Consider the following 24409-nt stretch of genomic DNA (forward strand, 5'->3'; position numbering starts at 1 on the left):
CGCGCGTTCCACCAGCCGGCGGTAATCGGCCTGCGCCAATTCGGTCGCCCCCATGCTGCGCAGATGTTCAGTCATGAACTGACAATCGAGCAGCATAAAACCGGCGCGCCGCATCAGCGCCACCAGCCAGGTCAGCGCGACCTTGCTGGCATCGGTTTCCCGGCTGAACATGCTTTCCCCGCAGAACACCCGGTCGAAGGAAACCCCATAAAGCCCGCCCACCAGCCGCGGCGCGCCATCGTCTCCTGGCAGCCAGCATTCGACCGAGTGGGCGTGGCCTGCGCGGTGCAGGCCGACATAGGATTGCACGATTCGATCGCTGATCCAGGTTTCGGGATGATCGGCACGCGGCTGCGCACAGGCGCGAATCACCTGTTCAAAGGCACGATCGACCGTCACGGCGAACCGATCAGCCCGCAAGGTCTTGCGCAGGCTCTTGGAGATGCGCAGACCGCCCAGCGGGATGATCGCCCGGTCGCGCGGCTCAACCCAGAACACTTCGGTATCTTCGCGCTTGTCCGCCATCGGAAAGATCCCGCTGCGATAGGCCAGCAGGAGGGTCTCGACGGGGATGGGAGGGCGTTGAGGCGCGTGCATAGGTGCGCTGCACAATACAGACCGCAAAGAGGATTGCCTATCCCCCCCGCCTTCGATAAAGGCACGCCTCCGACGCGCTGCAGGGGTGTAGCTCAGTTGGTAGAGCATCGGTCTCCAAAACCGAGGGCCTGCGGTTCGAGTCCGCACACCCCTGCCATTCTTGCGACGCGGTAGCTGTTTCGCTCCGTCGGTCCACCGTTCCATTCGCTTCGTGCCGGGGTCTTCAGCGCCCATCACATCTGCGCCTATGCATTGTTGCATTTGGGCTGGCGCGGGCGTAAGAGCCGTGGCGTCTTATCCGACATCGGTGGATCATCCAGCCCCTCCGGCGACCTTGTCCCGGGCGGCGCGGCCCCCTACCTGAAAACCACATCGGATAGGACGTGCAGGTATTACGCGAAGGGACGCAGCTATCATGGCTGATCAGAAGAACGCCGAACTCGGCAAGGTTGAAGAAAAGAAGCGCAAGACCTCGCCCGCCGAGTTCTTCAATCAGGTGAAGGCCGAGACGAACAAGATCGTCTGGCCGACACGTGATGAAACCGTGCGTACGGCGATTTTCGTGTTCATCTTCATGATCATCCTTTCGCTGTTCTTCCTGGCCATCGACAGCGCCTTTGGCGCCGTGGTGCGCGGGCTGATCGGCCTGCTGCAATAAGGCGCGCGGCGCTCCCCTTTTTCTGCCCGTCAGATCATTCATTTTCCAAGGACTCTTCATGGCTCGCTGGTACATCATCCACGCTTACTCCGGTTTCGAGAACAAGGTGCGCGACGCGATCATTTCCGAAGCCGAACGTCTCGGCCTGTCGGAAGGCGTGGAAGAGGTGCAGGTGCCAACCGAGACCATCACTGAAGTGAAGCGTGGCAAGAAGGTCCAGGTCGAACGCAAGTTCATGCCCGGCTACGTGCTGGCGAAGCTCAACCTGACCGATGATGTCTATCACCTCGTGAAGAACACGCCGAAGGTGACAGGCTTCCTTGGCTCCATGAACAAGCCGCAGCCAATCTCCGAACGCGAAGCCTCGCGCTATTTCGGCGGGGTGGCCGATGCGCAGGCTGCGCCCAAGCGCGAGATCACCGTCGATTACGAAATCGGCGATTCGGTCAAGGTGCTGGACGGGCCGTTCGCCAGCTTCAACGGGATCGTGGAAGAGCTCGATTTCGACAAGTCGAAGGTCAAGGTCAGCGTGTCCATCTTCGGCCGCGCCACGCCGGTGGAGCTCGATTTCGAGCACGTCGAACTGGCGAAGTAATGGTTGCGCAGCCCCTTCTGGGGCTGCGTCCTCGGCGCTGTTCCGCACTTTGCGCGGGCACCTGCGCGCGCGCGGTCGCGCTTGCGGCCTCTGACGAGGCCGTTTCAGCGCGCATATCGAGGCTGTGAAGGCGGCTTATGAAAACCCGCCCCGGCATCTGCCAGCGCAAGCGCCGCTATGCCACCCGCGAGGAGGCAGACGCAGTGGCCCTGCGCGCAACTGTGACTTTGCGCGCCTACAAATGCGCATTGTGCGGCGCGTTCCACCTCACCAGCCGGACCAAGGGACTCAGGCCCCCGTGTGCTTTGCAAGATGGCGCCATCAGTCGCATGCCATAAGTCTGTGCTGCGTCAGCGGGATCGTGTGTCTTTTTTTAAGAGTTCGCCTCGGGGCTCCATGCGACTTGAACGGGGGCAAAGAGCACGTTCGCCTACCTGCAAACCTCACGCATTCCTTTTGCAAACGTACCGCGGCGGAGTGGTGGTGCTGATTTTGGAGGGCATGGACCAGGCCCGGCATGCCTTCGGTAGTGAGGGCAGATCGCGTCGCCGATGTGCGCCGCTATTGGGTGTGCAACTCGCCAAAAGAGGCAGAGGGAGTGAAATATCAGTCAGGCAACTTCGCCGGTCATCCATGTCAGTGCGTGTCACCACAAGGGTCGCGAATACGTAAGGCGCAAGTCAGGTTGATTTGTACCAGGGCCATGACCCGGACGGAGACATAAAATGACTAAGGTTTCAGCGATATTTGATAATCATGCAGAAGCAGAACGGGCCGTCAACGATCTTCGGACACTTGGCCTTGCCGACACCGATATGTCGGTCATTGCCCATCACAAAGGCACAACCACGGCGCGGTCGGGAGACGGGGACGTGACCGACGAAGACCATACAAACGTTCTTCGCGGCATCCTTGGTGGCGGCGCGCTGGGAGCCGGACTTGGCGTGGCAGCGCTTGCTATTCCCGGCGTAGGTCCACTTGCAGCGGCGGGCGTGATCGCAGCTGGTGTTATTCCTGAGGCAGTCGGAATTGGAGCGGTGGTCGGCGCGATCGGCGGCACGCTGAACGAAACTTTGACCAAACACGGCGTATCCGAGGAAGATGCAGGCTATTACAATGACCGGATCAAGCACGGCGGCGTCATCGTGACGATAGAAGATACAGGCACGGATCAGGAAAGTGTCCGGGAAGTTCTCTACCGTAATGGCGGCCACAACTCTTCTCGTGAGCGCAGCGTCACGATGTGATGAGTAAACCGGCCAGTCAGCGACGATGCACAAAGGCTGGCCGGTTTATCTTTAAGTGCCAAAGGCGGATGGCTGCTGATGGGTGGCCCGTTGCCATGCCTTGCGCGGACATTGCCTGATCGAAACCGGGCTTTCCTACGCGAGGCGCAGCGGCCAGAGCGCGGCGCGTGGCCTGTCGCAATCGCCCGTTTTGCCGCGCATCATCCGTGCCGATGGAGCCGCTTGATCGGGCAAGAGTTTTTCTGCTTCTGGACAGTGTCTCATGTGTCTCCAACAGCCGCGTGCCTGAACACGGGGGGCGTTGAAACAGGGGTGCGGCGGGCCGCGCAGGGTTGCAATGCGGCGCAAAACCGCTATGTGCACCACCTCGCTGGCTTACGAGCCGTGCGATTCCGTGCGGGAGCCTCTGCACAGGCACGAAGCAGAGGCGTTTGACCGCTCAACATGAGCCTTGGCTGGAAACAGCCGGGCAACAGTGCGACAGGAGTACGGCCCCATGGCCAAGAAGATTGAAGGCTACATCAAATTGCAGGTGCCCGCGGGCTCTGCCACCCCATCTCCGCCGATCGGCCCTGCGCTGGGTCAGCGCGGCGTGAACATCATGGAATTCTGCAAGGCGTTCAACGCCTCGACGCAGGAAATGGAAAAGGGCATGCCGATCCCGACCGTGATCACGGTTTATGGCGATCGCTCGTTCACTTTCATCACCAAGACCCCGCCCGCGTCCTACTTCCTCAAGAAGGCGGCTGGCCTGAAGTCGGGTTCCAAGGAGCCCAGCAAGATTTCGGCTGGAACCATCAAGCAGTCGCAGATCAAGGAAATCGCGGAAGCCAAGATGGCCGATCTTAACGCAAACGACATTGATCAGGCGATGAAGATCATCGCAGGTAGCGCCCGCTCGATGGGCCTTGAAGTGGTGGAGGGCTAAGCACATGACCAAGATCACCAAGAAGGCCAAGGCGCTGGCCGAACTCGACCGCGAAAAGCTCTACACCATGGACGAAGCGCTCACCGTGCTGCGTCAGTTCAAGACCAAGTTCGACGAAACCGTCGAAGTGGCCATGAACCTCGGCGTCGATCCGCGTCACGCCGATCAGATGGTGCGCGGCATGGTGTCGCTGCCTTCGGGCACCGGCAAGGACGTCAAGGTTGCCGTGTTCGCGCGCGGTGACAACGCTGAAAAGGCGTTGGCGGCTGGCGCTGACAAGGTTGGCGCTGAAGACCTGATGGAAGACATGCTGGCCGGGAACCTCGATTACGACCGCGTGATCGCATCGCCTGACATGATGGCCGTGGTCGGTCGCCTCGGTAAGACACTCGGCCCCAAGGGTCTGATGCCGAACCCAAAGCTGGGCACCGTGACCCCCAACGTCGCGCAGGCGGTGAAGGATGCCAAGGGCGGCCAGGTGGAATACCGTGTGGAAAAGCAGGGCATCATCCATTCGGGCATCGGCAAGCTGAGCTTTTCGGATGACGCGTTGAAGGCAAACTTCAAGGCGCTGACCGAAGCGGTCGTCAAGTCCAAGCCTTCGGGCGCCAAGGGCAAGTATGTGCGCAAGGTCACCATGACCTCGAGCATGGGCCCGGGCCTCAAGGTTGACCTTTCGGAAGTCGAAGGGGCGTAATCATTGCGCCAGTAGGTGCAGTGGCAGCTGGCCTTGCGATCCTTTTGGGGTCTCGGGGCGCTAGCACGGAATCTCTGAAAGGGCCGGGAGCGTTTCGCTTCCGGCCCTTTTGCTTGCCCGGGATAAGTCATTCGGCCCACTTGTGTTTTCGCCACGTCCGCCCATCTTTCACAGTAATGCGGCGCCGGTCATCCATCGCCCTCCGCATTTCATGAAAAAGGCTTTCGCAATGCCCGTTCCTTCCGAACGCTTAGCCGGGTGGCTATCGCCCAAGTGGCTTGTGGCCGGGGTTGCGCTTGCGGCTCTCGCAATGCTGACGGGTTACGATTTGCGGCTGGGCCTCGCCGCAGGCGGATTGCTGGGTGTCACTGTCGCCATGTGGCTGTATCTCGCCGTTCGTTACGGCTCACTCAGCGGCACGCCGACACGCCGGACTGCACTGGTTGCGCAGATCCGTGAGCGGGAAACCAACCGCCGCAGTGCCGCAGCGCGAACGCTTGGCGCGTCAGGCGCGCAGCAGCGTGCGGATCCGGCCCAGCGCCCCTGATCGCTGCGCCAGCCCCCTTGCGCTGGTGACGCCCGCATCAAACCCGGCACGCGCGGCCAGCAAGGTACGATTGGCGAGCGTCGGTTCCAGCAGCACCAGGCTTGTACACGCCGCCGCGTGCGTACCGAACATCGCCTTGTGCGCGCCATCTCCTTCAGTGAAGTCGAACCAGCGGTAGCGCCTTTGCGCAAACAGCCGTTCCAATGCGTCCATCTGCAGCACCGTGCCGACCGAGAGTCGCGCCCAATCAGGATCATAACCGAGGTGGGCATAGACCAGTGTTTGCCCCCTGACCGGCAGCGAAAGGTAAGCCACCGGATGGCCGCCGGCGTGGAGCAGGAAGGCACGCATCCGGTCAGCCTCGGCAGCTTCCAGCATCGTGCGGCGTGCGGCGGCGTCTTCGGGAAGGCCGGCATCCAGCAATCGCGCCTGATAGGTACGCGCCGACAGCGGCAGCGCTACCGCAAGGAAGTCCTCGACCTCGGCTGGCGTGCGATGTTCGGTAACCGTGTATCCGCCAGCCCCGTCTGCCAACTTTCGTGCCTTGCGCCGCAAGGTCGAGCGGGTCTTGCCCGAAAATTGCGCCATGTACCCGTCAAAGCTGAGGCTCATGTCGATATAGTGACGGCTGTAATCCTGCCGCCCACCCGCGATGAAGCCCGGGTAGTGCGCGGCCAATTCGGCCACTCGTCTGGTTGGAGCCGAAAGGATGCGCACCCCGTCACGTCCACTTGGCGGGGCCGGGGGCAGCGCGCCGGCCAACACATCTTCCAGGCCGAAACTCCACGTGGCGAGCGCCCGTGGTACGCGCAGCAGGCGGCGCGAGCCGAGGGTGAAGTCGATCACGGCGCTCGCCATCCTGGCTCTAGATCGCGCCGTACAGCGCGTTGGAAGCCAATTGTTCGGCCATACGCATACCTGTGCGCATCGCGGTTGCGGGCAGCGGCTCCAAGCCCGTTCCGGTCAGACGCACGGCAGGCGGCGTCTTGATGTAGCAGCCGGTCGTAACACCGCGCATTGTCGCAAGTTTCCGGACCAGACCAGCAAAGCGCCTGCGTACGATGTGGTTTACTGTCATTGTGCGGCGATTGATGAGTTCGAAGGAATGGCTCACCAGCGTAAAACTGCCGCGCCCGCCATCGCGCGCATGGCGGATTGCGCCGAGCATCTCGCTGAGTGTGAGGGCGGTGATCTGCGCATGACGCAGTCCGCCGCCAATCGTGCCGATTGCGCCAACGGGAACCTCAAGCACGCCCATGTGGCCCACCGGGTCGCGAGCCTCGTGATCCAGCCCGATGCGGCACGCGCTTCGCCCGACAAGCGCAGGGCAGTGGCTGGAATCGTAGGCAATACCCATCGTTGCCAGCGCGCGCAGCGTGTCGTCATTGGCGCCGTAATTGCCAGCGCGAAAGGCAACGGGCTCCGGCGCGCCTGCTGCCATCAGTGTGGTCCGCGCAAATTCGAGGATCGCGCACTGATCCTCAAACGAAAAATCAGCGATATTTTTCCCTGTGGCCTTGGACGCAAGCGGATTGGCAGATCCTGCCAATGCCAACCATTCGGTATGGCAATGCAACTGCACATCCTGCCCGGCGGCAATAATGGGGCCGACGATGTCCTCAATCGCTGCAACGCCCCAGATGAGCGCCGGCATCGGGTCCACAAAGAACACCGCTTTTTGCCCATATTGGTTCAGCAAGTCGATTTTGTGCGAGACGCCTGCTGACCCCTGAGGCGTAAGGCAAGCGATCGAACGGGCGAAGTTATCGGCCCGGTCGGCCGCCCCCGGCCCAGTGTAAAGACCCGAGGAATACTCGGTGTCGATCGTGATGAACACGTGCGTCATGGCGCAAGCAGCTATACTGCCAAAGGGTTAAGACCCCGTGATCATGCCCTTAAAGTCTCAGATACCGCCCGCGATCACGATTTGACCATTGGCGCTAAGGTTTTCGGTCAGGCTGTCACAGCAGCGTTTGAGATCATCCCCGCTGACCGATCGCACCACGAAATTGGCGCCAACCCGGCCTTCACGGAAGAAAGGGTAGGAGCCGATCTGGCAGGTCGGGTGCGCAGCTTCGGTCAGGCGTAGCAGTTCGGCGACTTCGCTTTCCGCGACCCAGCAGCCGAGCGTCTCGGTCAGAAGCGGCGCGCCGCCTTCAAGCTGGCCGGTGAGCGCGTCGAGCATCCCTGCGGTGATATGCGGCACGCCCGCCATCAGGAACAGATTGCCGCGCCGGATACCGGGCGCGCCCGACATCCGGTTGGGGATCAGCTCCGATCCTTCGGGCACCCGCGCCATCCGCAAGCGCCCTTCGTTCAAGCCTCCACGCGATTCGTAATAGCGTTCCAGCAGCGCGCGCGCTTCAGGGTGGATCACCACCGGCACGCCCAGCGCGGCTGCGATTGCATCGACAGTGATGTCGTCGTGCGTCGGCCCGATGCCGCCTGTGGTGAACAGGTAATCATAGGCGGCGGCAAGCGCGTTGACGGCTTCGACGATGCGCGCTTCGACATCGGGCACCACCCGCACTTCGGCCAGACGTATGCCCTGCACCTGCAACCACGTGGCGACCTGCGCGATGTTCTTGTCCTGCGTGCGGCCGGAGAGGATTTCGTCGCCGATGACAATGAGCCCGGCGGTCCAGATCTTTTCGTGAGAGGTCATAGGATAAAGGTTAGGCGAAGGCGGGCGCAATCGGAAGAGATTACCGCCCGCCTGAGGGCCTTATTCTGCGGCTTCGAGCTGTTCGCCCGGTGCGTTCGTGTTTGCGCGTGCCCGCGCAAACGTCAGGATCCCATCATTCAGCGGATCATCCTTCATCCGCTTGCGATCAACGACATATTCCTGGTTTAACCGCCACGGATAGCTGACCGAGTTGCGCGGCATGATATGCTTGCCGCGCTGGATATAGCCGGACGAGAAATCGAATACGTCATCCTCGGTGATCGCGGCCTCGCCTTCGGGTGTCAGCACCGGCGTGACGATGGTGCTGCCGGTCTTGCGCATCTGTTCGAGCACACGGCACACGTAATCGGAGTTGATGTCGGCGCGCAAAGTCCAGCTGGCGTTCAAGTATCCGAACACCACCGCAAGATTGGGCAGGTTCGAGAACATGCAGCCCTTGTAATAGAACCGTTCATTGAAGGCGACCGGCTCTCCATCGACCGAAATCGCGATCTTGCCAGCGACCGCCATTTTCAGCCCCGTTGCCGTCACGACGATATCGGCAGGTATGGACTGCCCATCGGCCAGCATCACGCCGCCTTTCTCGAACTTGGCGATGTGGCCGGTGACGACGCTGGCGCGGCCTGCCTTCATGGCCGTGAAAAGATCCTGATCCGGCACCAGGCACAGCCGCTGTTCCCAGGGATTGTAGGGCGGCGTAAAACTGGCCTTGTCGTAATCCGGGCCAAGCGCTTCTTCGATCTTCTTGTAGAGCGCGTCCTTCACCTTCTGCGGATTGTCGCGCGCCAGTTTGAACGAGAAGTCCTGCATCTTGATGTTCTTGAACCGCGTCAGCCGGTAGGCGAGCTTTTCGGGCAGGAACTTGCGCAGAGCGTTCGCAAACGCATCCTTGGCTGGACGCGAAAACATCCATGTGGGTGTGCGCTGAAGCATGGTCACATGGGCCGCTTCGCGCGCCATGGCAGGAACAATCGTCACGGCTGTCGCGCCCGATCCGATGACCACGACATTCTTGTCCTTGTAGTCAAGATCGTCAGGCCAGAACTGCGGGTGGAGCACCCTGCCTTCAAACGCGCCAAAATCAAAGCCGGGATCATAGGCTTCGTCGTAATCGTAATAGCCTGAGCCCAGATAGACGAAATTCGCAGTCATCCGTGTGCGCGTGCCATCGGCTTTCTCCATCTCGACGTGCCAGCGCGCTTCGTCATGGCGAAAATCGGCGCTGATGACCTTGTGGCCAAAGCGGATGTGCTGGCGGATGCCGCGTTCATCGACGATCTGGTCGAGATAATCGAGGATCGCGGGGGCATCGGCGATGCTTTTCTCATGCCGCCACGGTTCGAAATCGAAACCCAGCGTGTGCATGTCACTGTCTGAACGGATGCCGGGGTAGCGGAACAGATCCCACGTCCCGCCAAGGTTGTCGCGCCGTTCAACGATGCAATAGGAATGGTGCGGGGCCTTCATCCCCATATGCGCAGCCATGCCGATCCCGGAAATCCCGGCACCGACGATCAGCACGTCGAAATCTGGCGGTGTTGCGAGCATAACCGAGCCTCTCTCTCCCTATTTCATGTAGATGTAACCACAGCGCTTGCGCAAAAGCGAGTCTTGAATGGCAATCTGCAACTGAGTTCAGGGACAGCAGGGCGTGCCAGTGGGGCGTGCCAGCGGGGCGAGGGGTGACGCGCACCGCGCAAGCGGTTAGGGGCGCGGCCATGACCTTTCGTGCCCGCTTGCTCGCCTGCGCCCTGCTCCTCCCCGCTGCTGCGCCTCTCGCCGCTCAGGATGAGGGCCAGCCTGACGCGGAGGCTCCTTCTGCACCGGAGCCAACGCAGGAGATCATCGTTACAGGCCGTGGGCTCGATGCCGCATTGTCGACCGGGATCTACGCCACCACCACCATCGAACGCGATGCGATTGTCTCCAGCCCTTCAGGCCGTATCGAAGACGTGCTGCGCGGCGTGGCAGGCTTCCAGCAGTTCCGCCGGTCCGACAGCCGTTCGTCCAATCCGAGCGCGCAAGGTGTGACTCTGCGCGCGCTAGGCGGCAATGCGACCAGCCGCGCGCTGGTGCTGCTTGATGGGGTACCGCTGGCCGATCCCTTCTTCGGCTACATTCCGCTCTCGGCCATTGCGCCTGAGTCTCTGGGCGAAGTTCGGGTGACGCGCGGCGGCGGGTCGGGGCCATTCGGGGCGGGCGCGCTGGCAGGGACGATCGAGCTTGAAAGCGCGGGGCCGGACACGACCGGGCCAGTGCTCGGCAGCGCCGCGATCAATAACCGCGGCGAGACCGAGCTTTCAGGCGTGTTGACTCAAAGCCTCGGGCGCGGGTTTGCCACGGCGAGCGGGCGCTGGGATCGCGGCCAGGGGTTCTTCACCACGCCCGAGGACCAGCGCGTGCCCGCCACCGCACGCGCCGCCTTCGATAGCTGGAATGCCGCCTTGCGCGCCGCGGCCCCCCTGACCGAGACAATCGAGGTTCAGGCTCGTATCGCGGCGTTCCGCGATGCCCGTACGCTGCGTTTCGAAGGGGCAGATTCGACCAGCGAGGGCGAGGAAGCCTCGATCCGTTTCGTTGGCCGGGGGGACTGGGCCTTCGATGCGCTGGCCTATATCCAGACGCGCGACTTCTCCAATATCGTCATCTCCTCGACCCGTTTCACCCCGACCCTCGATCAGCGCCGCACGCCATCGACTGGGACCGGCGGCAAGTTCGAACTGCGCCCGCCGCTGCTTGAAGCGCACGATATCCGCATCGGTGTTGATTATCGCCGCGCTGATGGGGAATTGCAGGAGGAGGCGCTGAACACCGGCACCGGCGCGGTCACCGAACGCCGCCGGGCGGGCGGGGCGACCAGCAACCTTGGCATCTTCATCGAAGATGATTGGCAGATCGGCCCGCTGCTTATCAACGGCGGCTTGCGTGCCGACCGCAGCACCATCACTGGCGGCTTTTACCGCGCAGTAAGCGCGAATGGCGTGCCGGTCAGCACGCTGGTCGCTCCCGACCGCAGCGACTGGGCCGTGAACTGGCGCGCGGGCGCGTCATTCAATGCCACCCGGCGCCTTGATCTGCGTGCGGCGGCCTATACCGGGCTGCGCCTGCCCACGCTGAATGAGCTTTACCGCCCCTTTGTGGTATTTCCGGTCGTGACCGAAGCCAATGCCGCGCTGGAAAACGAGCGGCTGGAGGGCTTCGAGATCGGGTTTGACTGGCAGCCGGTCAACGCGCTGGTGCTGTCGGTTACGGCCTTCGACAACCAGGTCGAAAACGCCATCGCCAATGTGACGCAGGCCCCCAACCTGCGTCGCCGCGAAAATCTTCCGGCGATCGAAGCGCGTGGGATTGAGGCCAATATGGCCGCCAAGTTCGGTGCCGTTAGCATCGACGGGGGACTGGCCTGGACCGATGCACGAGTGCGAGGCGAGGGCGCTTCGCCGGATCTGGACGGCAACCGTCCGGCACAAACGCCGGACTTTGCGGCAACCTTGACGATCGGCTGGGAACCTGCCGCCGGTTGGCGCGTGGCCGGCACGCTGCGCCATGTTTCGGCGCAGTTTGAGGATGACCGCGAAGCGGATCGTCTCGCGCCGGCGACCACAATCGATGCCTTTATCGCCGCGCCGCTCGGCAGAGGGGTGTCGCTGGTGGCACGCGCCGAGAACCTGACAGACGCGGAGGTCATCACCCGAAATCAGGGTGGGTCGATCGACCTCGGAATTCCGCGCACGCTATGGCTGGGTTTACGCTACGGCTTCTGAGCCAAAGAGAATATAGTGAAATATTCTTGCGAAGATGGCCGTCATTGTGAAGTCATGCTGCGTCGCAACACAGTGTGTGGTATTTTTGCTACTGTCTAGCATAAGTTAAATGCGTCTCTTGTTAGGGCCCGCGACGCTGATAGGTTCTGCTGCACAAACCCAATACCGGCATCAAGACCGGATGGTGATGTGGAGAGAGGATAGTCATGACGCGCAAGTTTGCACACTTCGCCTGCGGCCTTTTGGCCTGCAGCGCTTTGACCACCCCTGCCTTTGCGCAGGACAGTGAAGCCGACACCCAGCCGACAGTCCGGGACGACAACGTCATCATCGTGACGGCCACTCGGCGCGCCCAGGATGTGCAGGACATTCCTCTGGCCGTGACCGCGATTTCCCCGCAGCAGCTGGAAGCGCAGCGTGTGGTGAACATCCAGCAGATTTCGGCGCTCGCCCCAAGCTTCACGGCCAGTCAGGCGCAGCTTGCTTCGGGTTCGGTGGTGCTGCGGGTTCGCGGGATCGGCACCACGTCGAACAATATCGGCTTTGAAAGCGCTGTCGGAATCTTCATCGACGGCGCCTACCAGGCCCGCCCCGGTGTGGCGCTTAGCGAATTTGTCGATGTGGAACGTGTCGAAGTGCTGCGTGGCCCGCAAGGTACCTTGTTCGGCCGTAACACGTCTGCCGGCGCCCTTAACGTCACGAACAAGCGGCCTGACGTCACCGAATTCAGCGGCTTTGTGAACGCGGAATACGGCAATTTCGACGAAAAGAGCCTGCAGGGCGCGATCAACGTGCCGATCGTCCAGGATACCGTCGCAGTTCGACTGACCGGCGCCTATCGCGAGCGTGACGGTTTCCTCGATGTTGTCGACCGCAACGGCACCAAACTGGGCGAGACGAATGACGTCGATCAGTGGCTGGTGCGCGGCCAGATTGGCTGGGACACCGAAAGCGGCCTGCGCGGCCGCATCATTGCGGATTACTCTAAGAGCACATCAAGCTGCTGCGGCGCGATCGAGCTGTATCAATCGCCGCTTGTGACCGGCGGGGCCTATGCGGCGGTCGGCCTTGGCGCGAATGGCGGCAATGGTCAGCCTTCGGTCTCGACCACACGGGACGATCAGGGCGCGTTCGAGCGGGCCATGGATAACCGCACCGTCTCTGCCAACGAAGTGCCGACAGCGGATATCGACAACTACGGCATCACCGGTGAACTGGAATTCCCGCTTTCCGACAATGCCGATCTCATCTTCATTGGCTCGTATCGGAAATATGAAAGCTTCGAGAAGTACGACACCGATTTTTCAGGTCTGGACATCTTCAACGTCGATGCTTTGAACCTCGAGATTGAAAACTGGACGGCTGAATTGCGGCTCCAGGGCGAAGGCATGGGCGGCAAGCTCAATTACATGGTTGGTGGGTTCTTCTCGGATGAGACTATTGATCAAGTGCAGACCTTCTCGCTCGGCGCTGATTATGGTGAAAACGTAGGCGCGTTGCTGTTCGTGCCCACCAACGGCGCACTTGGCCCTAACCCGTTGACGGTGTTCACCGGCCTTGACCCGGCTGGCACGCGAACCACCAACCGCTTCCAGCAAGATGCCAAGAGCTACGCGATCTTTACGCACAACTCACTGGAAATCGCCGAAGGGCTCGAACTGACCTTGGGCGCGCGCTATTCCTGGGAAGAAAAGTCGGGTGGGTTTGAACAGCTCGCAACCAACAATCAGATTTGCCCTGCTACGCTTGGCGCGATTGGGGCAGGCGCCATTCCGGGCGCGCTTGTGCCCTCGTTCATCGGGTTGGGCTGCTTTGGCTTTACCGCGCCTGCAGACTTGCCACAGGCCGCCGTCTTGCCTCTGGTGCGGACCTTCCAGTCTGACTTTGACGATGAAGAACTGATCTACACCGTCAAGCTCGCCTACGCGTTCAGCCCTTTCGTGAACAGCTACGCCAGCTTCACGCACGGCTACAAGGCAGGCGGGATCAACCTCGATACCACGGCTGCGGTCGCCGGCGCGGACCCGACCTTCTTGTCGGAAGAGGTTGATGCTTATGAAGTGGGCGTGAAGGCCCGCACAGCCGATGGCGCGGTGACGGTCAATGTCGCGGCGTTCTACGAAGAGTTCAGCAATTTCCAGGTGCTCGAATTCACCGGCACGGCCTTTGCAACCTTCAATGTGCCGCTGGCAGAAACGAAGGGGATCGAGATTGAAAGTGTGATCCGGCCCAACAACGAGCTGACGTTCAATCTTGGTGCCACCTTCCTCAAAGCTAGCTATCCGGATGATTGCGCCGGGACGCAGACTTCGGTGCAGGTGCTTTCGCTGTGCGGTTACGAATTGACCAACGCGCCAAACGTGATCGCATTGGCGGGCGCAACCTGGGAAAAGCCGCTCAGTGACAACGTGGAATTGTTCCTCGCCGGGCAGGTGCGGGTGGAAAGCGATCAGCGCACCTCGACACAGGCCATCATCCTGCCGGGCGCTGCCGAAATCGCAGCCAATGGCGGCTTGCAGCAGGCCATTGACGCAGCACCGCCGATCATTGCCGACATTCAGGACGGCAAGGCCTTCGTCAACCTGCGGGCAGGGCTTCGCTTCGGGCCGGAACAGAACTTCGCAGTCGAAGGCTGGGTCAACAACCTGACCGATGAAGTGGTGCGCGGGGTGACTTTCAACACCACGCTGCGCGGGAGCGGCGCGGCCAACTCGCGCTCGGCCTTTACCCTGCCGCCGCGCCAGTATGGTGTGACGCTGCGCGCCAAGTTCTAAGCTGCAAGGGCTTGGGCCCAAACAAAAGGGGCGGCTCGATGGTTCGAGCCGCCCCTTTTTTTATGATGTCGGCGCCCCCCGCAAAAACAGGGGTGCTCACCACATCACATAGAACGCGCGATCAGCATTTTCATGATCTCGTTCGATCCGCCGTAAATCCGCGCGATACGCGTGTCGCGGTATAACCGGGCGATGGCATAATCATTGATGTAGCCTGCTCCGCCGTGGAATTGCAGGCACTTGTCGACCACTTCCGATTGCAGTTCGGTGACCCAGTATTTCGCCATGCTGGCGGTGGCGACGTCAAGCTTGCCTTCGAGCAGCTTGGCGATGCAATCGTTCACGAACACGCGCGCGGCGGTGCCGCGCGCCTTGAGGTCGGCCAGCACGAACTGGGTGTTCTGGAAATCCCAGATCGTCTTGCCGAACGCCTTGCGGTTCTTGACGTAATCGACCGTCACATCGAGCGCCTTTTCGATGCCGCTGATGGCGTTCATCGCAATGACCAGGCGTTCCTGCGGCAGTTCCCCCATCAGTTGATAGAACCCGCGCCCTTCGACCCCGCCGAGCAGATTGTCCGCCGGAATGAACACATTGTCGAAGAACAGCTCGGAGGTGTCCTGTGCATCAAGCCCGATCTTGTCGAGCTTTTTGCCGCGCGCGAAGCCTTCGGCGCCGTCGGTTTCCAGCAGCAGCAGCGAGATGCCCTTGGCCCCTTCGGCTGGATCAGTCTTGGCAACAACGATAATAAAATCAGCCAATTGACCGTTGGAAATCCAGGTCTTTGAGCCATTGAGCCGATACCCGTTGCCGTCTTTCAGCGCGGTGGTCTTGATGCTCTGCAAGTCAGATCCGGCATCCGGCTCGCTCATCGCAATCGCGCTGACCAGGTCGCCGGCGACGAGGCGCGGCAGGTATTTCTGTTTTTGCTCTTCGGTCCCGTGGCGCACCAGATAGGGCAGGATAATGGTGTTGTGGAGCGAGGCGCCGAAGCCGTCGACGCCGTGCTTGCCCTGCTGGTCGATCACCACCATGTCATGCCGGAAATCGCCGCCATGGCCGCCATATTCGGCAGGGACCGACACGCCCAGAAGGCCGGCAGCGCCCGCCTCGCGCCAGAACTCGCGTTCGACCATGCCGTCTTCACGCCATTTCTCGACGCGCTTTTGCGGGGCGGCTTTCGCATAAAACTTGCCGACCGCATCGGCAAAGATGGCGATTTCTTCTTCTTCCATGAAGGCCGGTTGCGGCACATCGATGACAGGCATTTTCTCTCTCCTTGTGTTCCCAGAATCATTTTCGACGATGCTGATTTTCCCTTCGGATGTTTCACGTGGAACACCGCTCAGGCAAAGCCAAACAGGGGCCTAACCGTGGTCTAGCGTGATCTGGACCGGATCAGGCATCGCCGCGAACCGGCCCTATTTGCCCGTCCAGTTGGGCTTGCGCTTTTCGGCAAAAGCGGCCGCGCCTTCGCGGGCATCATAGCTGACGAACACCGGGCCGATCAGCGCGCCCTGCTTGGCGTAGCGATCTTCCATCGCCCAGCCGCGCGATTGCTTCATCACCTGCTTGGACACCTTGACCGCCAGCGGGCCATTGGCCGCGATCTTCGCCGCCAGCGCCTTGGCACCATCCAGCGCCGAACCTTCAGTGACGTCGTTGATGAGGCCGAGGCTATAGGCGCGCTCTGCGCCGATGAATTCGCCGGTGAGCGCCAGTTCCAGCGCGATACGTTCGGGGATCTGATCGGGCAGCATCATCACGCCGCCCGCCGCCGCGACAAGGCCGCGCTTCACTTCGGGAATGCCGAACTTGGCGTCCTTATGGGCCACGACGAGGTCGCACGCGATCATCAGTTCGAGCCCGCCTGCCAGTGCATAGCCTTCGACCGCCGCAATCAACGGCTTGGCCGGCGGCGATTGCACCACGCCGCCAAAGCCCTTGCCTTCGACGCTGGGCGATTCGCCGCGCAGGAAGCCTTTGAGGTCCATGCCCGAACAAAATGTCCCGCCCGCGCCGGTAATGATCCCGACGCGAAGATCGTCGTCGCTGTCGAGCCGCTCCATCGCTGCGGCGATCCCCTCGGCCGCGGCCTTGGTCATCGCGTTCTTGGCTTCCGGGCGGTTGATGGTGACGATCAAGATGCCATCTTCGACTTCGGTCAGCACATCGGGTGCGGTGGTCTCGCTCACAGGTTCTCTCCCTCTTCAAAAAGTGATTGCATTTTGAAACGCAATTCTTGTGTGAGTGGTGCAGTGGGTTTACGGATGCGTCAACCGCAATTTCAAAATGACGGACGAGAGGATCATTATGGCCGAGGCATACATCATCGACGCAGTGCGCACCCCGCGCGGGATTGGCAAACAGGGCAAGGGCGCACTGGCCGCCGAACATCCCCAGCATCTGGCCGCGACGGTGCTGAAGGCGATCAAGGACCGCAATAATCTCGACACCGGCACGGTCGATGATGTGATCTGGTCGGTGTCGACGCAGGACGGGATGCAGGCGGGTGACCTTGGCCGGATGGCGGCGCTGGACGCAGGCTTCGACATCACGTCGTCCGGCACCACGCTTGATCGCTTCTGCGGCGGCGGCATTACCAGCGTCGCGCTGGCATCGGCGCAGGTGATGAGCGGTATGGAAGACTGCGTGGTCGCCGGCGGGACCGAGATGATGAGCCTCACGTCGGCGATGGCGCAGGAAAAGATGCGCGCCGGGCTGAAGCCACCGATGATGGGGAGCTACAACGCGCGGCTGCAAGCGGTGTATCCGCAGTCACATCAGGGCATCTGCGGCGATGCGATTGCATCAATGGAAGGCTTCACCCGCGAAGAGCTGGACGAGGTTGGCTACCGTTCGCAACAGCGCGCCGCCGCCGCGATGGCAGCAGGGCATTTCGCCAAATCGGTTGTGCCGGTGGTGGGTGACGATGGCACGGTGTTGCTCGACCATGATGAATATGCGCGGCCACAGACCACGCGGGAAGATCTCGCCAAGCTGGAACCGGCGTTTCCCAAAATTGCCGATGTGCCGCTGGACGAAAAGGGCACGACCTTTCGCAAGCTGATCAACCAGAAATATCCCGATCTGGAGATCCAGCATTTCCACCATGCGGGCAATTCATCCGGCGTCGTGGATGGCGCGGCGGCGGTGCTGATCACCAGCAGAGCCTATGCCGAAACGCATGGGCTGAAGCCGCGTGCCCGCATCGTTGCCACCGCCAACATGGGCGATGATCCCACGTTGATGCTCAACGCGCCGGTGCCTGCGGCCCGTAAGGTGCTTGCCAAGGCGGGCTTGACCACCGACGATATCGACCTGTTCGAAATCAACGAGGCCTTCGCCGTGGTCGCCGCCAAATTCGTGCGGGATCTGGAGCTGGATTGGGACAAGGTCAACGTCAATGGCGGCTCGATCGCGATGGGCCACCCGATCGGTGCGACCGGTGCGATGCTGATCGGAACGGTTGTGGACGAGCTGGAGCGGCGTGGTGGGCGTTACGGCCTGGTGACAATGTGCGCGGCGGGCGGCATGGCGCCGGCGATCATCGTCGAGCGGGTGGATGGTTTTGCCGACTGAACCGGGGGCTTACGTCCCTGATAACACCCCGGTCATCATCGGGGTGGGCCAATATTCGGAGAGGGTGGGCGAGCCGGGCTACGCCGCCCTCTCTTATATGGACCTTGCCGGGCGGGCGCTGGCAGCAGCGATGACTGACACGGGCGCGGGCGGAGATGTAGCGGGCGCTATCGACACCCTCGCCGCGATCCGCGCCTTTGAAATGTCGCGCTCGGATCGCAAGCCGCCGTTTGGTGCGCCGGACAATGTGCCGCGCGCGATTGCGAGCCGCGTCGGCGCGAACCCGGCACGGGCGATCCTGACCACGACTGGCGGACAGACCAATCAGCAATTGGTGGGCGAGTTTGCTTCCGCCATCACGGCGGGCGACAGCCAGTGCGCGGTGATTGTCGGAGCAGAAGCGATCTCGACGGTGCTGGCGCTGTCAGCCAAGGGCGAGGCGCCCGATTGGTCGGAATCGATTGGCGGCACCTTCGAGGATCAGGGTTTCGGGGTTGAGGAACTGCTGGAACCCACGCTGATGATGCACGGCGCGACCGGAGCGATCCCGCTTTATGCGCTGGCCGAAAATGCACGGCGGCACCGGCTGGGCATGGGGCTGGACGCCTACCGGCTCGCTATCGGAAACCTGTTTGCGCCCTTCACCAGGGTCGCGGCGGCGAACCCGCATTCGGCGGCTCCGGTGGAGCGCACGGCAGAGGAACTCGCCACCATCACGATGCGCAACCGGATCGTGGCGGAACCTTATCCACGCATGACGGTCGCCCGCGATCAGGTAAATCAGGCAGCGGCGATCATCATCGCGTCCGCTCGCCTGGCCCGCGCTCTGGAGGTGCCCGAGGACAAGTGGGTGCATATCCACGCCGTCACCGCCGCAACCGAGCTGAAGCTGTCGCAGCGGCCCGATCTGTCGGCCAACCCTGCCTCCATCGCCAGCGTCGAAACCGCGCTGGCACGGGCGGGGAAGGGTATGGCAGACATGGCCTATCTCGACTTCTACTCCTGTTTCGCGATCCCTGTGTTCAACCAGTGCGATCACTTCGGGCTTTCGGCGGACGACCCGCGCGGGCTGACGTTGACCGGCGGATTGCCGTTCTTCGGCGGGGCCGGGAACAACTACTCTGCCCACGCCATCGCCGAAGCGGTGCAGCGCGTGCGCGGCGATCGCGGCAGCTTCGCGCTGGTGGGCGCGAATGGCGGGTGGATGAGCAAATATGCCACCGGCATCTATTCGACGGTGCCAGCCGACTGGAGCGCGAACGACCGTTTCACTGTCCTGCCCAAGGCCACCGACGCGGTTCCGCTCGCCACGGGGCCAGTCGCCGCGGTGGTCGTGGAAACCTACACCATCAACCGCAGCCCCAAGGGTGACCTGGCGATATTCCTCGGCCGAAGCGACGCGGGCGAGCGGGTGGTGGGCAATGCCGACCTCACCGACCCGGCCACGGCGGCCGCGTTCGAAAGCGGTGAGCCCTTTGGCAAGCGGCTTACCCTGGCGCAGGACGAGCGTGGGCGGATAGTAGGGCGCTGCGCCTGACGGTGGCTAACTGCGCCTGACCGTGCCTGACCTTGCGCGAATCGTCCTGATCGGGTAATTGGTTTCAATTGAAACTAAATACCTGTGAGAGGGGATCCCCGCCGTGAACGCACCCACAAAAGACCTGTTCGAAAACCCCGTCGGGCTCGATGGATTCGAATTTGTTGAGTTCTGCGCGCCTGAAAAGGGCGTGTTGGAGCCTGTGTTCCAAGCGATGGGGTTCACCCACGTTGCGCACCACCGGTCGAAGGACGTCGATCTGTGGCGGCAGGGCGGTATCAACCTGATCGCCAATTATGAACCGCGCAGCGCCGCCTGGTATTTCGCGCGCGAACATGGTGCATCGGCCTGCGGCATGGCGTTTCGGGTGCGTGATGCAGCCAAAGCCTATGCGCATCTTATCGCGAAAGGTGCAGAACCCGTCGTCAACGAACCCGGCGCGATGGAATTGCGCATCCCCGCAATCCGCGGCATCGGCGGCGCGATTCTCTATCTGGTCGATCGTTACGAAGGCGCCGGAGCTAATGGGGGCAACGATCTCACCATCTATGACATCGATTTCGAATACCTGCCCGGCGTTGACAAGCATCCCGTCGGCGCAGGCTTCCACACCATCGATCACCTCACCCACAACGTCTATACCGGCCGGATGACGTATTGGGCCGACTACTACGAGACCCTGTTCAACTTCCGTGAAATCCGCTTTTTCGACATCAAGGGCGAATATACCGGCCTCACCTCGAAGGCGCTGACCGCGCCCGATGGCAAGATCCGTATTCCGCTCAACGAGGAAGGCGAAGGCGGCAAGGGTCAGATTGACGAGTTTCTCAAGGCGTTCAACGGCGAGGGCATCCAGCATATCGCGCTGATCTGCGACGATCTGGTGGCTTGCCGGGACCGACTCAAGGGCCTGGGCGTACCCTTCATGACCGCGCCGCCGGCGACCTATTATGCGATGCTGGATGGTCGCCTGCCGGGCCACGGCGAGGATGTGGACGCGCTGCAGATGCGCGGCATCCTGCTGGATGGCACAACAGAAGGCGGACACCCACGCCTGCTGCTCCAGATCTTTGCGCAGGCGCAGGTTGGCCCGGTGTTCTTTGAATTCATCCAGCGCAAGGGCGATGACGGCTTTGGCGAAGGCAACTTCAAGGCGCTGTTCGAAAGCATGGAGCGGGACCAGATCGAGCGCGGCGTGCTTGCGGTGCAGGAACCGGCACAATGACCGGCCACCCGGTAAAGCTGGGGGGCATCCACCACGCCGCCTATCGCTGCAAGGACGCTGCCGAAACGGTGGAGTGGTATGCTCGCGTGCTGGGCATGACCTACACCACCGCTTTTGCCGAGGATCATGTGCCGTCCACCGGCGAGTATGACCCCTACATGCACATCTTCCTTGATGCGGGGAACGGCAACATCCTCGCTTTCTTCGAATTGCCGAACCAGCCTGAAATGGGCCGCGATGCCAACACCCCGCAATGGGTGCAGCATCTAGCGTTGAAAGTGCCTTCGGAAGAGGCGCTGCTGAGCGCCAAGGCGCATATTGAGGCGCAAGGCATCGAGGTGCTAGGCCCGACGCATCACGGGATTTTCAAGTCGATCTACTTCTTCGATCCCAACGGCCACCGCGTCGAACTGGCAGCCGATATCGGCACCGACGAACAATATGCCGAACTCGCCCGTGTCGCCCCGGTGATGCTGGAGGAATGGTCGCAGACCAAGAAAGCACCCCGCCACGCCGATTGGCTGCATGAACTCGCCCGTGCGGAGCATGCATCCAAGGCATGACTTTCCTTTCCTGAAGGGCGACGCCCGCTCACCTTTCGTTCAGTAAACTATCCGTATTGATGAACCCGGACGGTTCTGACCCCGCAGGCCCGTGGGCACTATTCAATCGGCTGAGGCCAAACATTGATGGCGCCCTGATTGCCACTGGCAATGAAAGGAATGAATTATGCGACCCCTTCCGATCCTGACAACTGGCGCGTTTGCAATGGCCTTGGCTTTACCCGCCATGGCCGCTCCTGATGGCAAGCGCGGCGGTTATGACCGCAGCGAGCCGATGGCCCGTGCCGAGATGATGGCCAAGGTCGATCAGCGTTTCGCCAAGCTGGATACCAATGGCGATGGCACGATCGATGCCGCTGAAATGACCGCTCACCGTGAAGCCATGAAGGCTGCACGGGCCGAGCGGATGGCTTCGATGAGCGAAGAAGACAAGGCCAAGCGACAGGCCAAGATGGAAGAGCGCGGTGCGGCGATGAAAGAACGCTGGGCCAAGCGCGCCGCCAGCGGCACCGAAGCGCGCGGTGAGCGGGCCAAGGGCAAGGGCGGCTGGCTGGCGCGGATGGATGCCAACGGCGACGGGCTGATCTCCAGCGAGGAGTTTGCGGCGCGTGCTGTGGCGCGGTTTGATCGTCTTGATGCCAATGGTGACGGCATCGTCACCCCTGAAGAACGCAAGGCTGCGGGCAACACCGCAAAGGGCTGACAGGCGCTGACATCACCCGGCAGGCGAGCCTTTTATGGACTGGCCTGCCGGGCTTTGTGCGCCAACGCAGCGAACGTTACGTAAGCTTTTTGCCGCCAAGACGGAGATGCATGCGCGGGCATTTGCGCTGGGATTGCGGTGCAATGTGGGACCCAAGCGAGGCCGAGTGCGCGGTAAGTCGCTATCCAACTGTCGGTTGTCTGAACGCATGGGTCGCCCGCGGCGCGGCGATTCGCTGCGCGCTACCTTCACCCCACGCCGCGCCAGTGCTTCGCGCAGGTGAACTTCGATCTCGGCATTGACGCTGCGCAGGTCAGTGTCAGCCGCGCACTGGATCGCATCCAGGTGACGTAGGGGAACGTCCTCGGCTGGACCAAGGCTTCTGTCTGTGGACTGTTCAAGTATAGATCGCCACCCTCAGAGAAGTACTATCGAGTCCAGCAGTTTATTTTTACCTTATCAATTGACTTGGCCAAGAGGGCTTAATATCGCGTTGGCATACGACTGGCCGGTCCGCGAAACCGGCTAGGCAATCCATTAGCAGTTCCGGGGGGAAGCTGAATGAAGTTTGCTACAGCCCACATGGGTGCGTTTGTCTCGCTGTGCGCGATCGCTACGGCGGCGCCCGCGCTGGCGCAATCGAACGGGCAATCAGCTAACGATTTGCGGCTTCCGGAAACCGAACGGGACGAACAAGCGCAAGGGGTGCGCTTTGATCGCGATGGCGGAATGAAAGCGCCTTGCCCGTTTGAAGGCAGCGAACTCAAGGTCACGATTGACACGCTGGTGTTCGGCAACGCCGCCGGCGGCGTGCTGAACGATCAGTTGGCGCGGTCGCTCGCGCGGGTTTCCGCGCCGCAGGGCCTGCAATCCATCAGCGTGGTATGCGATGTGCGCGACGCCGCCAATCAGGCACTGCGTGAGGATGGCTGGATTGCCAGCGTGCAGGTGCCGCAGCAGGAACTGGCCAATACACTGCGTCTCGACGTCGTCTCGGCGCGCATAGCAGAAATCCGCGTCAACGGCGATGCCGGACCCTATCGCAACGCGCTTGCCAATGTGCTTGAACCGCTGCGGGCGCTGGATCCGCTGAATGAACGCGATGCCGAACGCATCTTGCTCAACGCCAATGATATTCCCGGCCTGAGTGTGCGATTGGCGCTGGCGCCTTCGGGCGAGGCGCCCGGCGTGGTGATCGGCAACCTGTCAGTCGATTTCGAACGCTACGCTGCCTTCTTCAATGTGCGCAATTACAACGCCCGCAGCATCGGGCGCGAAACCGCGTTTGCGCGGGTCGATATCAATGGTCTCACCGGGTTGTCCGATGTCACCTTCGTCGGCGGGCAGACCACCTTCGATTTCGAAGAGCAGGTGATTGTGCAAGGCGGCCACGAATTTGGTCTGGGCTCCAGCGGTCTGCGACTGGGCGGTCAGGTGACCTATGCTTGGGCGCGCCCGGCGATCCAGGCGCTTGATCTTGAAACCAATACCTTGCTGGCCAATCTGGCGCTCACCTACCCGCTGGTGCGGACACCGCTGAATCCCTCAAACATCTCGTTCGGATTCGATTATGTCGATCAGGACAATTCGGTCGGTGTGGTCGATCTCAGCAAAGACGCGCTGCGCACGCTGTATCTGCGCGCTGACACGCAGGGGCGCAAAACCCGGCTCGACCGGTCGACATGGCTGACTTACGCTGGCTTTGCCGAGGTGCGACAAGGTATTGGCATCTTCGGTGCGACCGAATTTGGCGGGCCGTTCGACTTCGCACAGACCGATGGCGTATCGGCATCGCGTCCGTTTGGCGATGCCAAAGCGCTGGTCGTGCGCGGCGGGATGGATGCCACGTGGTATCTCAACCAGACCTTTGATCTGCGCACCCGCGTCGAAGGCCAGTGGACCGATGATCCGCTGTTGAACTTTGACGAATATTCGATCGGCAACCTCAGCATCGGGCGGGGTTACGATCCGGGCGCCAATAGCGGCGACCGGGCGATCGGCTTCTCCGGAGAGGCTGGGGTCACGCTGTTCGATAACCTCCAGCACCGGTTCCAGGCCTTCGGCTTTTACGACATCGTGAAGCTGGAAAACCTCGATCCCAACACCCCTTCGCCCGAACGGACGCTGGAATCGGTCGGCGGGGGCTTGCGCTATTCTATGAGGCAGGGCCTCAATCTGGAGATCGCCTACGCCAAGCCGCTCGATAAGGCGCTGGCGTTCGATGCGGAAAAACCGCCTGAGCGCGTGCTGTTCACGCTCACCACCCGCTTCCCGGCACTGTTCCGTTAAGCCCCTCAGGCGACAGG

The 24409-nt window shown here is 61.7% G+C and carries 21 protein-coding genes, 1 tRNA gene and 2 pseudogenes; 16 read left to right on the forward strand and 8 right to left on the reverse strand.

Annotated elements, in window-relative coordinates; genetic code table 11:
• Positions 1-9 precede the first annotated feature (9 nt).
• Positions 10-705: pseudogene (gene aat, locus ACRANW_RS04520) on the reverse strand (leucyl/phenylalanyl-tRNA--protein transferase); the annotation flags it as partial.
• Between aat and ACRANW_RS04525 the strand changes: the two are divergent.
• From ACRANW_RS04525 to ACRANW_RS04560, 8 genes are all read left to right on the forward strand, one after another.
• Positions 679-754, forward strand: a tRNA-Trp gene (locus ACRANW_RS04525). The pseudogene aat and the gene ACRANW_RS04525 overlap by 27 nt on opposite strands.
• Positions 755-1012: 258 nt before the next feature.
• Positions 1013-1255, forward strand: a complete 243-nt coding sequence (gene secE, locus ACRANW_RS04530) for a preprotein translocase subunit SecE (RefSeq protein ID WP_479433346.1) — start codon at positions 1013-1015, stop codon at positions 1253-1255.
• 58 nt (positions 1256-1313) lie between these two features.
• Positions 1314-1850, forward strand: coding sequence for a transcription termination/antitermination protein NusG (nusG, locus tag ACRANW_RS04535; protein WP_479433347.1), 537 nt, complete (start codon positions 1314-1316; stop codon positions 1848-1850).
• A 137-nt stretch (positions 1851-1987) separates the two neighbouring features.
• Positions 1988-2188 carry a hypothetical protein gene (locus ACRANW_RS04540; protein ID WP_479433348.1) on the forward strand — a complete coding sequence of 67 codons (201 nt, stop codon included), beginning with the start codon at positions 1988-1990 and terminating at the stop codon, positions 2186-2188.
• Positions 2189-2575: 387 nt separating this feature from the next.
• Positions 2576-3097 (forward strand): hypothetical protein, encoded by a 522-nt coding sequence (locus ACRANW_RS04545; RefSeq protein ID WP_479433349.1) that lies wholly within the window; start codon positions 2576-2578, stop codon positions 3095-3097.
• 496 nt (positions 3098-3593) lie between these two features.
• A complete protein-coding gene (gene rplK, locus ACRANW_RS04550) occupies positions 3594-4025 on the forward strand; it encodes a 50S ribosomal protein L11 (protein ID WP_479433350.1) in 432 nt (143 codons plus the stop codon).
• A 4-nt stretch (positions 4026-4029) separates the two neighbouring features.
• On the forward strand, positions 4030-4722 hold the full coding sequence (gene rplA / locus ACRANW_RS04555) for a 50S ribosomal protein L1 (RefSeq protein WP_479433351.1): 693 nt from the start codon (positions 4030-4032) through the stop codon (positions 4720-4722).
• A 211-nt stretch (positions 4723-4933) separates the two neighbouring features.
• Positions 4934-5269 (forward strand): hypothetical protein, encoded by a 336-nt coding sequence (locus ACRANW_RS04560; protein ID WP_479433352.1) that lies wholly within the window; start codon positions 4934-4936, stop codon positions 5267-5269.
• Here the strand turns inward: ACRANW_RS04560 and ACRANW_RS04565 are convergent.
• The 4 genes from ACRANW_RS04565 to ACRANW_RS04580 are packed head-to-tail and all read right to left on the reverse strand — an operon-like array spanning position 5228 to position 9503.
• Positions 5228-6115, reverse strand: a complete 888-nt coding sequence (locus ACRANW_RS04565) for a GNAT family N-acetyltransferase (protein ID WP_479433353.1) — start codon at positions 6113-6115, stop codon at positions 5228-5230. The two genes, ACRANW_RS04560 and ACRANW_RS04565, sit on opposite strands and share 42 nt — an antisense overlap.
• 19 nt (positions 6116-6134) lie before the next feature.
• Entirely contained in the window at positions 6135-7115 is a 981-nt protein-coding gene (locus ACRANW_RS04570; protein ID WP_479433354.1) for a polysaccharide deacetylase family protein, read from the reverse strand.
• A gap of 57 nt (positions 7116-7172) precedes the next feature.
• The gene (locus ACRANW_RS04575) at positions 7173-7934 is read right to left on the reverse strand and encodes a competence/damage-inducible protein A (protein WP_479433355.1); all 762 of its coding nucleotides are present in this window, start codon (positions 7932-7934) and stop codon (positions 7173-7175) included.
• Between the two features lie 60 nt (positions 7935-7994).
• A complete protein-coding gene (locus tag ACRANW_RS04580; protein WP_479433356.1) occupies positions 7995-9503 on the reverse strand; it encodes a flavin-containing monooxygenase in 1509 nt (502 codons plus the stop codon).
• 170 nt (positions 9504-9673) lie between these two features.
• On the opposite strand from ACRANW_RS04580, the gene ACRANW_RS04585 reads away from it, so the two are divergent.
• Together ACRANW_RS04585 and ACRANW_RS04590 are read left to right on the forward strand one after the other, a co-directional pair.
• Entirely contained in the window at positions 9674-11719 is a 2046-nt protein-coding gene (locus ACRANW_RS04585; protein WP_479433357.1) for a TonB-dependent receptor, read from the forward strand.
• 257 nt (positions 11720-11976) lie between these two features.
• A complete protein-coding gene (locus tag ACRANW_RS04590; protein WP_479433358.1) occupies positions 11977-14493 on the forward strand; it encodes a TonB-dependent receptor in 2517 nt (838 codons plus the stop codon).
• A gap of 104 nt (positions 14494-14597) precedes the next feature.
• On the opposite strand, the gene ACRANW_RS04595 is transcribed toward ACRANW_RS04590, so the two are convergent.
• Entirely contained in the window at positions 14598-15761 is a 1164-nt protein-coding gene (locus ACRANW_RS04595) for an acyl-CoA dehydrogenase family protein (RefSeq protein WP_479433359.1), read from the reverse strand.
• A 153-nt stretch (positions 15762-15914) separates the two neighbouring features.
• Complete coding sequence (locus ACRANW_RS04600; protein ID WP_479433360.1) at positions 15915-16688, reverse strand: crotonase/enoyl-CoA hydratase family protein; 774 nt, start codon at positions 16686-16688, stop codon at positions 15915-15917.
• 118 nt (positions 16689-16806) lie between these two features.
• Here ACRANW_RS04600 and ACRANW_RS04605 point away from each other — a divergent pair, with 118 nt between their 5' ends.
• The 5 genes from ACRANW_RS04605 (at position 16807) to ACRANW_RS04625 (ending at position 22103) form a co-directional block, all read left to right on the forward strand.
• Entirely contained in the window at positions 16807-18075 is a 1269-nt protein-coding gene (locus ACRANW_RS04605; protein ID WP_479433866.1) for an acetyl-CoA C-acetyltransferase, read from the forward strand.
• The gene (locus ACRANW_RS04610; protein WP_479433361.1) at positions 18065-19612 is read left to right on the forward strand and encodes an acetyl-CoA acetyltransferase; all 1548 of its coding nucleotides are present in this window, start codon (positions 18065-18067) and stop codon (positions 19610-19612) included. The genes ACRANW_RS04605 and ACRANW_RS04610 overlap by 11 nt, the downstream gene beginning before the upstream one ends.
• A gap of 103 nt (positions 19613-19715) precedes the next feature.
• Positions 19716-20837 carry a 4-hydroxyphenylpyruvate dioxygenase gene (hppD, locus tag ACRANW_RS04615; RefSeq protein ID WP_479433362.1) on the forward strand — a complete coding sequence of 374 codons (1122 nt, stop codon included), beginning with the start codon at positions 19716-19718 and terminating at the stop codon, positions 20835-20837.
• Complete coding sequence (locus ACRANW_RS04620; RefSeq protein WP_479433363.1) at positions 20834-21400, forward strand: VOC family protein; 567 nt, start codon at positions 20834-20836, stop codon at positions 21398-21400. Before hppD ends, ACRANW_RS04620 begins: the two co-directional genes overlap by 4 nt.
• 226 nt (positions 21401-21626) lie before the next feature.
• Positions 21627-22103 carry an EF-hand domain-containing protein gene (locus ACRANW_RS04625; protein WP_479433364.1) on the forward strand — a complete coding sequence of 159 codons (477 nt, stop codon included), beginning with the start codon at positions 21627-21629 and terminating at the stop codon, positions 22101-22103.
• Positions 22104-22307: 204 nt separating this feature from the next.
• Here the strand turns inward: ACRANW_RS04625 and ACRANW_RS04630 are convergent.
• A pseudogene (locus tag ACRANW_RS04630) lies at positions 22308-22448 on the reverse strand (toxin-antitoxin system HicB family antitoxin); the annotation flags it as partial.
• A 216-nt stretch (positions 22449-22664) separates the two neighbouring features.
• Here ACRANW_RS04630 and ACRANW_RS04635 point away from each other — a divergent pair.
• On the forward strand, positions 22665-24392 hold the full coding sequence (locus tag ACRANW_RS04635; RefSeq protein ID WP_479433365.1) for a ShlB/FhaC/HecB family hemolysin secretion/activation protein: 1728 nt from the start codon (positions 22665-22667) through the stop codon (positions 24390-24392).
• The last annotated feature ends 17 nt before the right edge of the window (positions 24393-24409 follow it).

This window comes from Erythrobacter sp. 'gip.4 top 5' (assembly GCF_056495765.1).

Bases quoted from the DNA above. Each gene is read 5' to 3' on its own strand.
- ACRANW_RS04585 (WP_479433357.1), top strand. From the start codon at position 9,674: ATGACCTTTCGTGCCCGCTTGCTCGCCTGCGCCCTGCTCCTCCCCGCT.
- ACRANW_RS04560 (WP_479433352.1), top strand. From the start codon at position 4,934: ATGAAAAAGGCTTTCGCAATGCCCGTTCCTTCCGAACGCTTAGCCGGG.
- secE (WP_479433346.1), top strand. From the start codon at position 1,013: ATGGCTGATCAGAAGAACGCCGAACTCGGCAAGGTTGAAGAAAAGAAG.
- ACRANW_RS04540 (WP_479433348.1), top strand. From the start codon at position 1,988: ATGAAAACCCGCCCCGGCATCTGCCAGCGCAAGCGCCGCTATGCCACC.
- ACRANW_RS04545 (WP_479433349.1), top strand. From the start codon at position 2,576: ATGACTAAGGTTTCAGCGATATTTGATAATCATGCAGAAGCAGAACGG.
- ACRANW_RS04605 (WP_479433866.1), top strand. From the start codon at position 16,807: ATGGCCGAGGCATACATCATCGACGCAGTGCGCACCCCGCGCGGGATT.
- ACRANW_RS04575 (WP_479433355.1), bottom strand. From the start codon at position 7,934: ATGACCTCTCACGAAAAGATCTGGACCGCCGGGCTCATTGTCATCGGC.
- ACRANW_RS04625 (WP_479433364.1), top strand. From the start codon at position 21,627: ATGGCCGCTCCTGATGGCAAGCGCGGCGGTTATGACCGCAGCGAGCCG.
- rplK (WP_479433350.1), top strand. From the start codon at position 3,594: ATGGCCAAGAAGATTGAAGGCTACATCAAATTGCAGGTGCCCGCGGGC.
- nusG (WP_479433347.1), top strand. From the start codon at position 1,314: ATGGCTCGCTGGTACATCATCCACGCTTACTCCGGTTTCGAGAACAAG.
- ACRANW_RS04620 (WP_479433363.1), top strand. From the start codon at position 20,834: ATGACCGGCCACCCGGTAAAGCTGGGGGGCATCCACCACGCCGCCTAT.
- ACRANW_RS04570 (WP_479433354.1), bottom strand. From the start codon at position 7,115: ATGACGCACGTGTTCATCACGATCGACACCGAGTATTCCTCGGGTCTT.
- ACRANW_RS04635 (WP_479433365.1), top strand. From the start codon at position 22,665: ATGAAGTTTGCTACAGCCCACATGGGTGCGTTTGTCTCGCTGTGCGCG.
- ACRANW_RS04580 (WP_479433356.1), bottom strand. From the start codon at position 9,503: ATGCTCGCAACACCGCCAGATTTCGACGTGCTGATCGTCGGTGCCGGG.
- rplA (WP_479433351.1), top strand. From the start codon at position 4,030: ATGACCAAGATCACCAAGAAGGCCAAGGCGCTGGCCGAACTCGACCGC.
- ACRANW_RS04595 (WP_479433359.1), bottom strand. From the start codon at position 15,761: ATGCCTGTCATCGATGTGCCGCAACCGGCCTTCATGGAAGAAGAAGAA.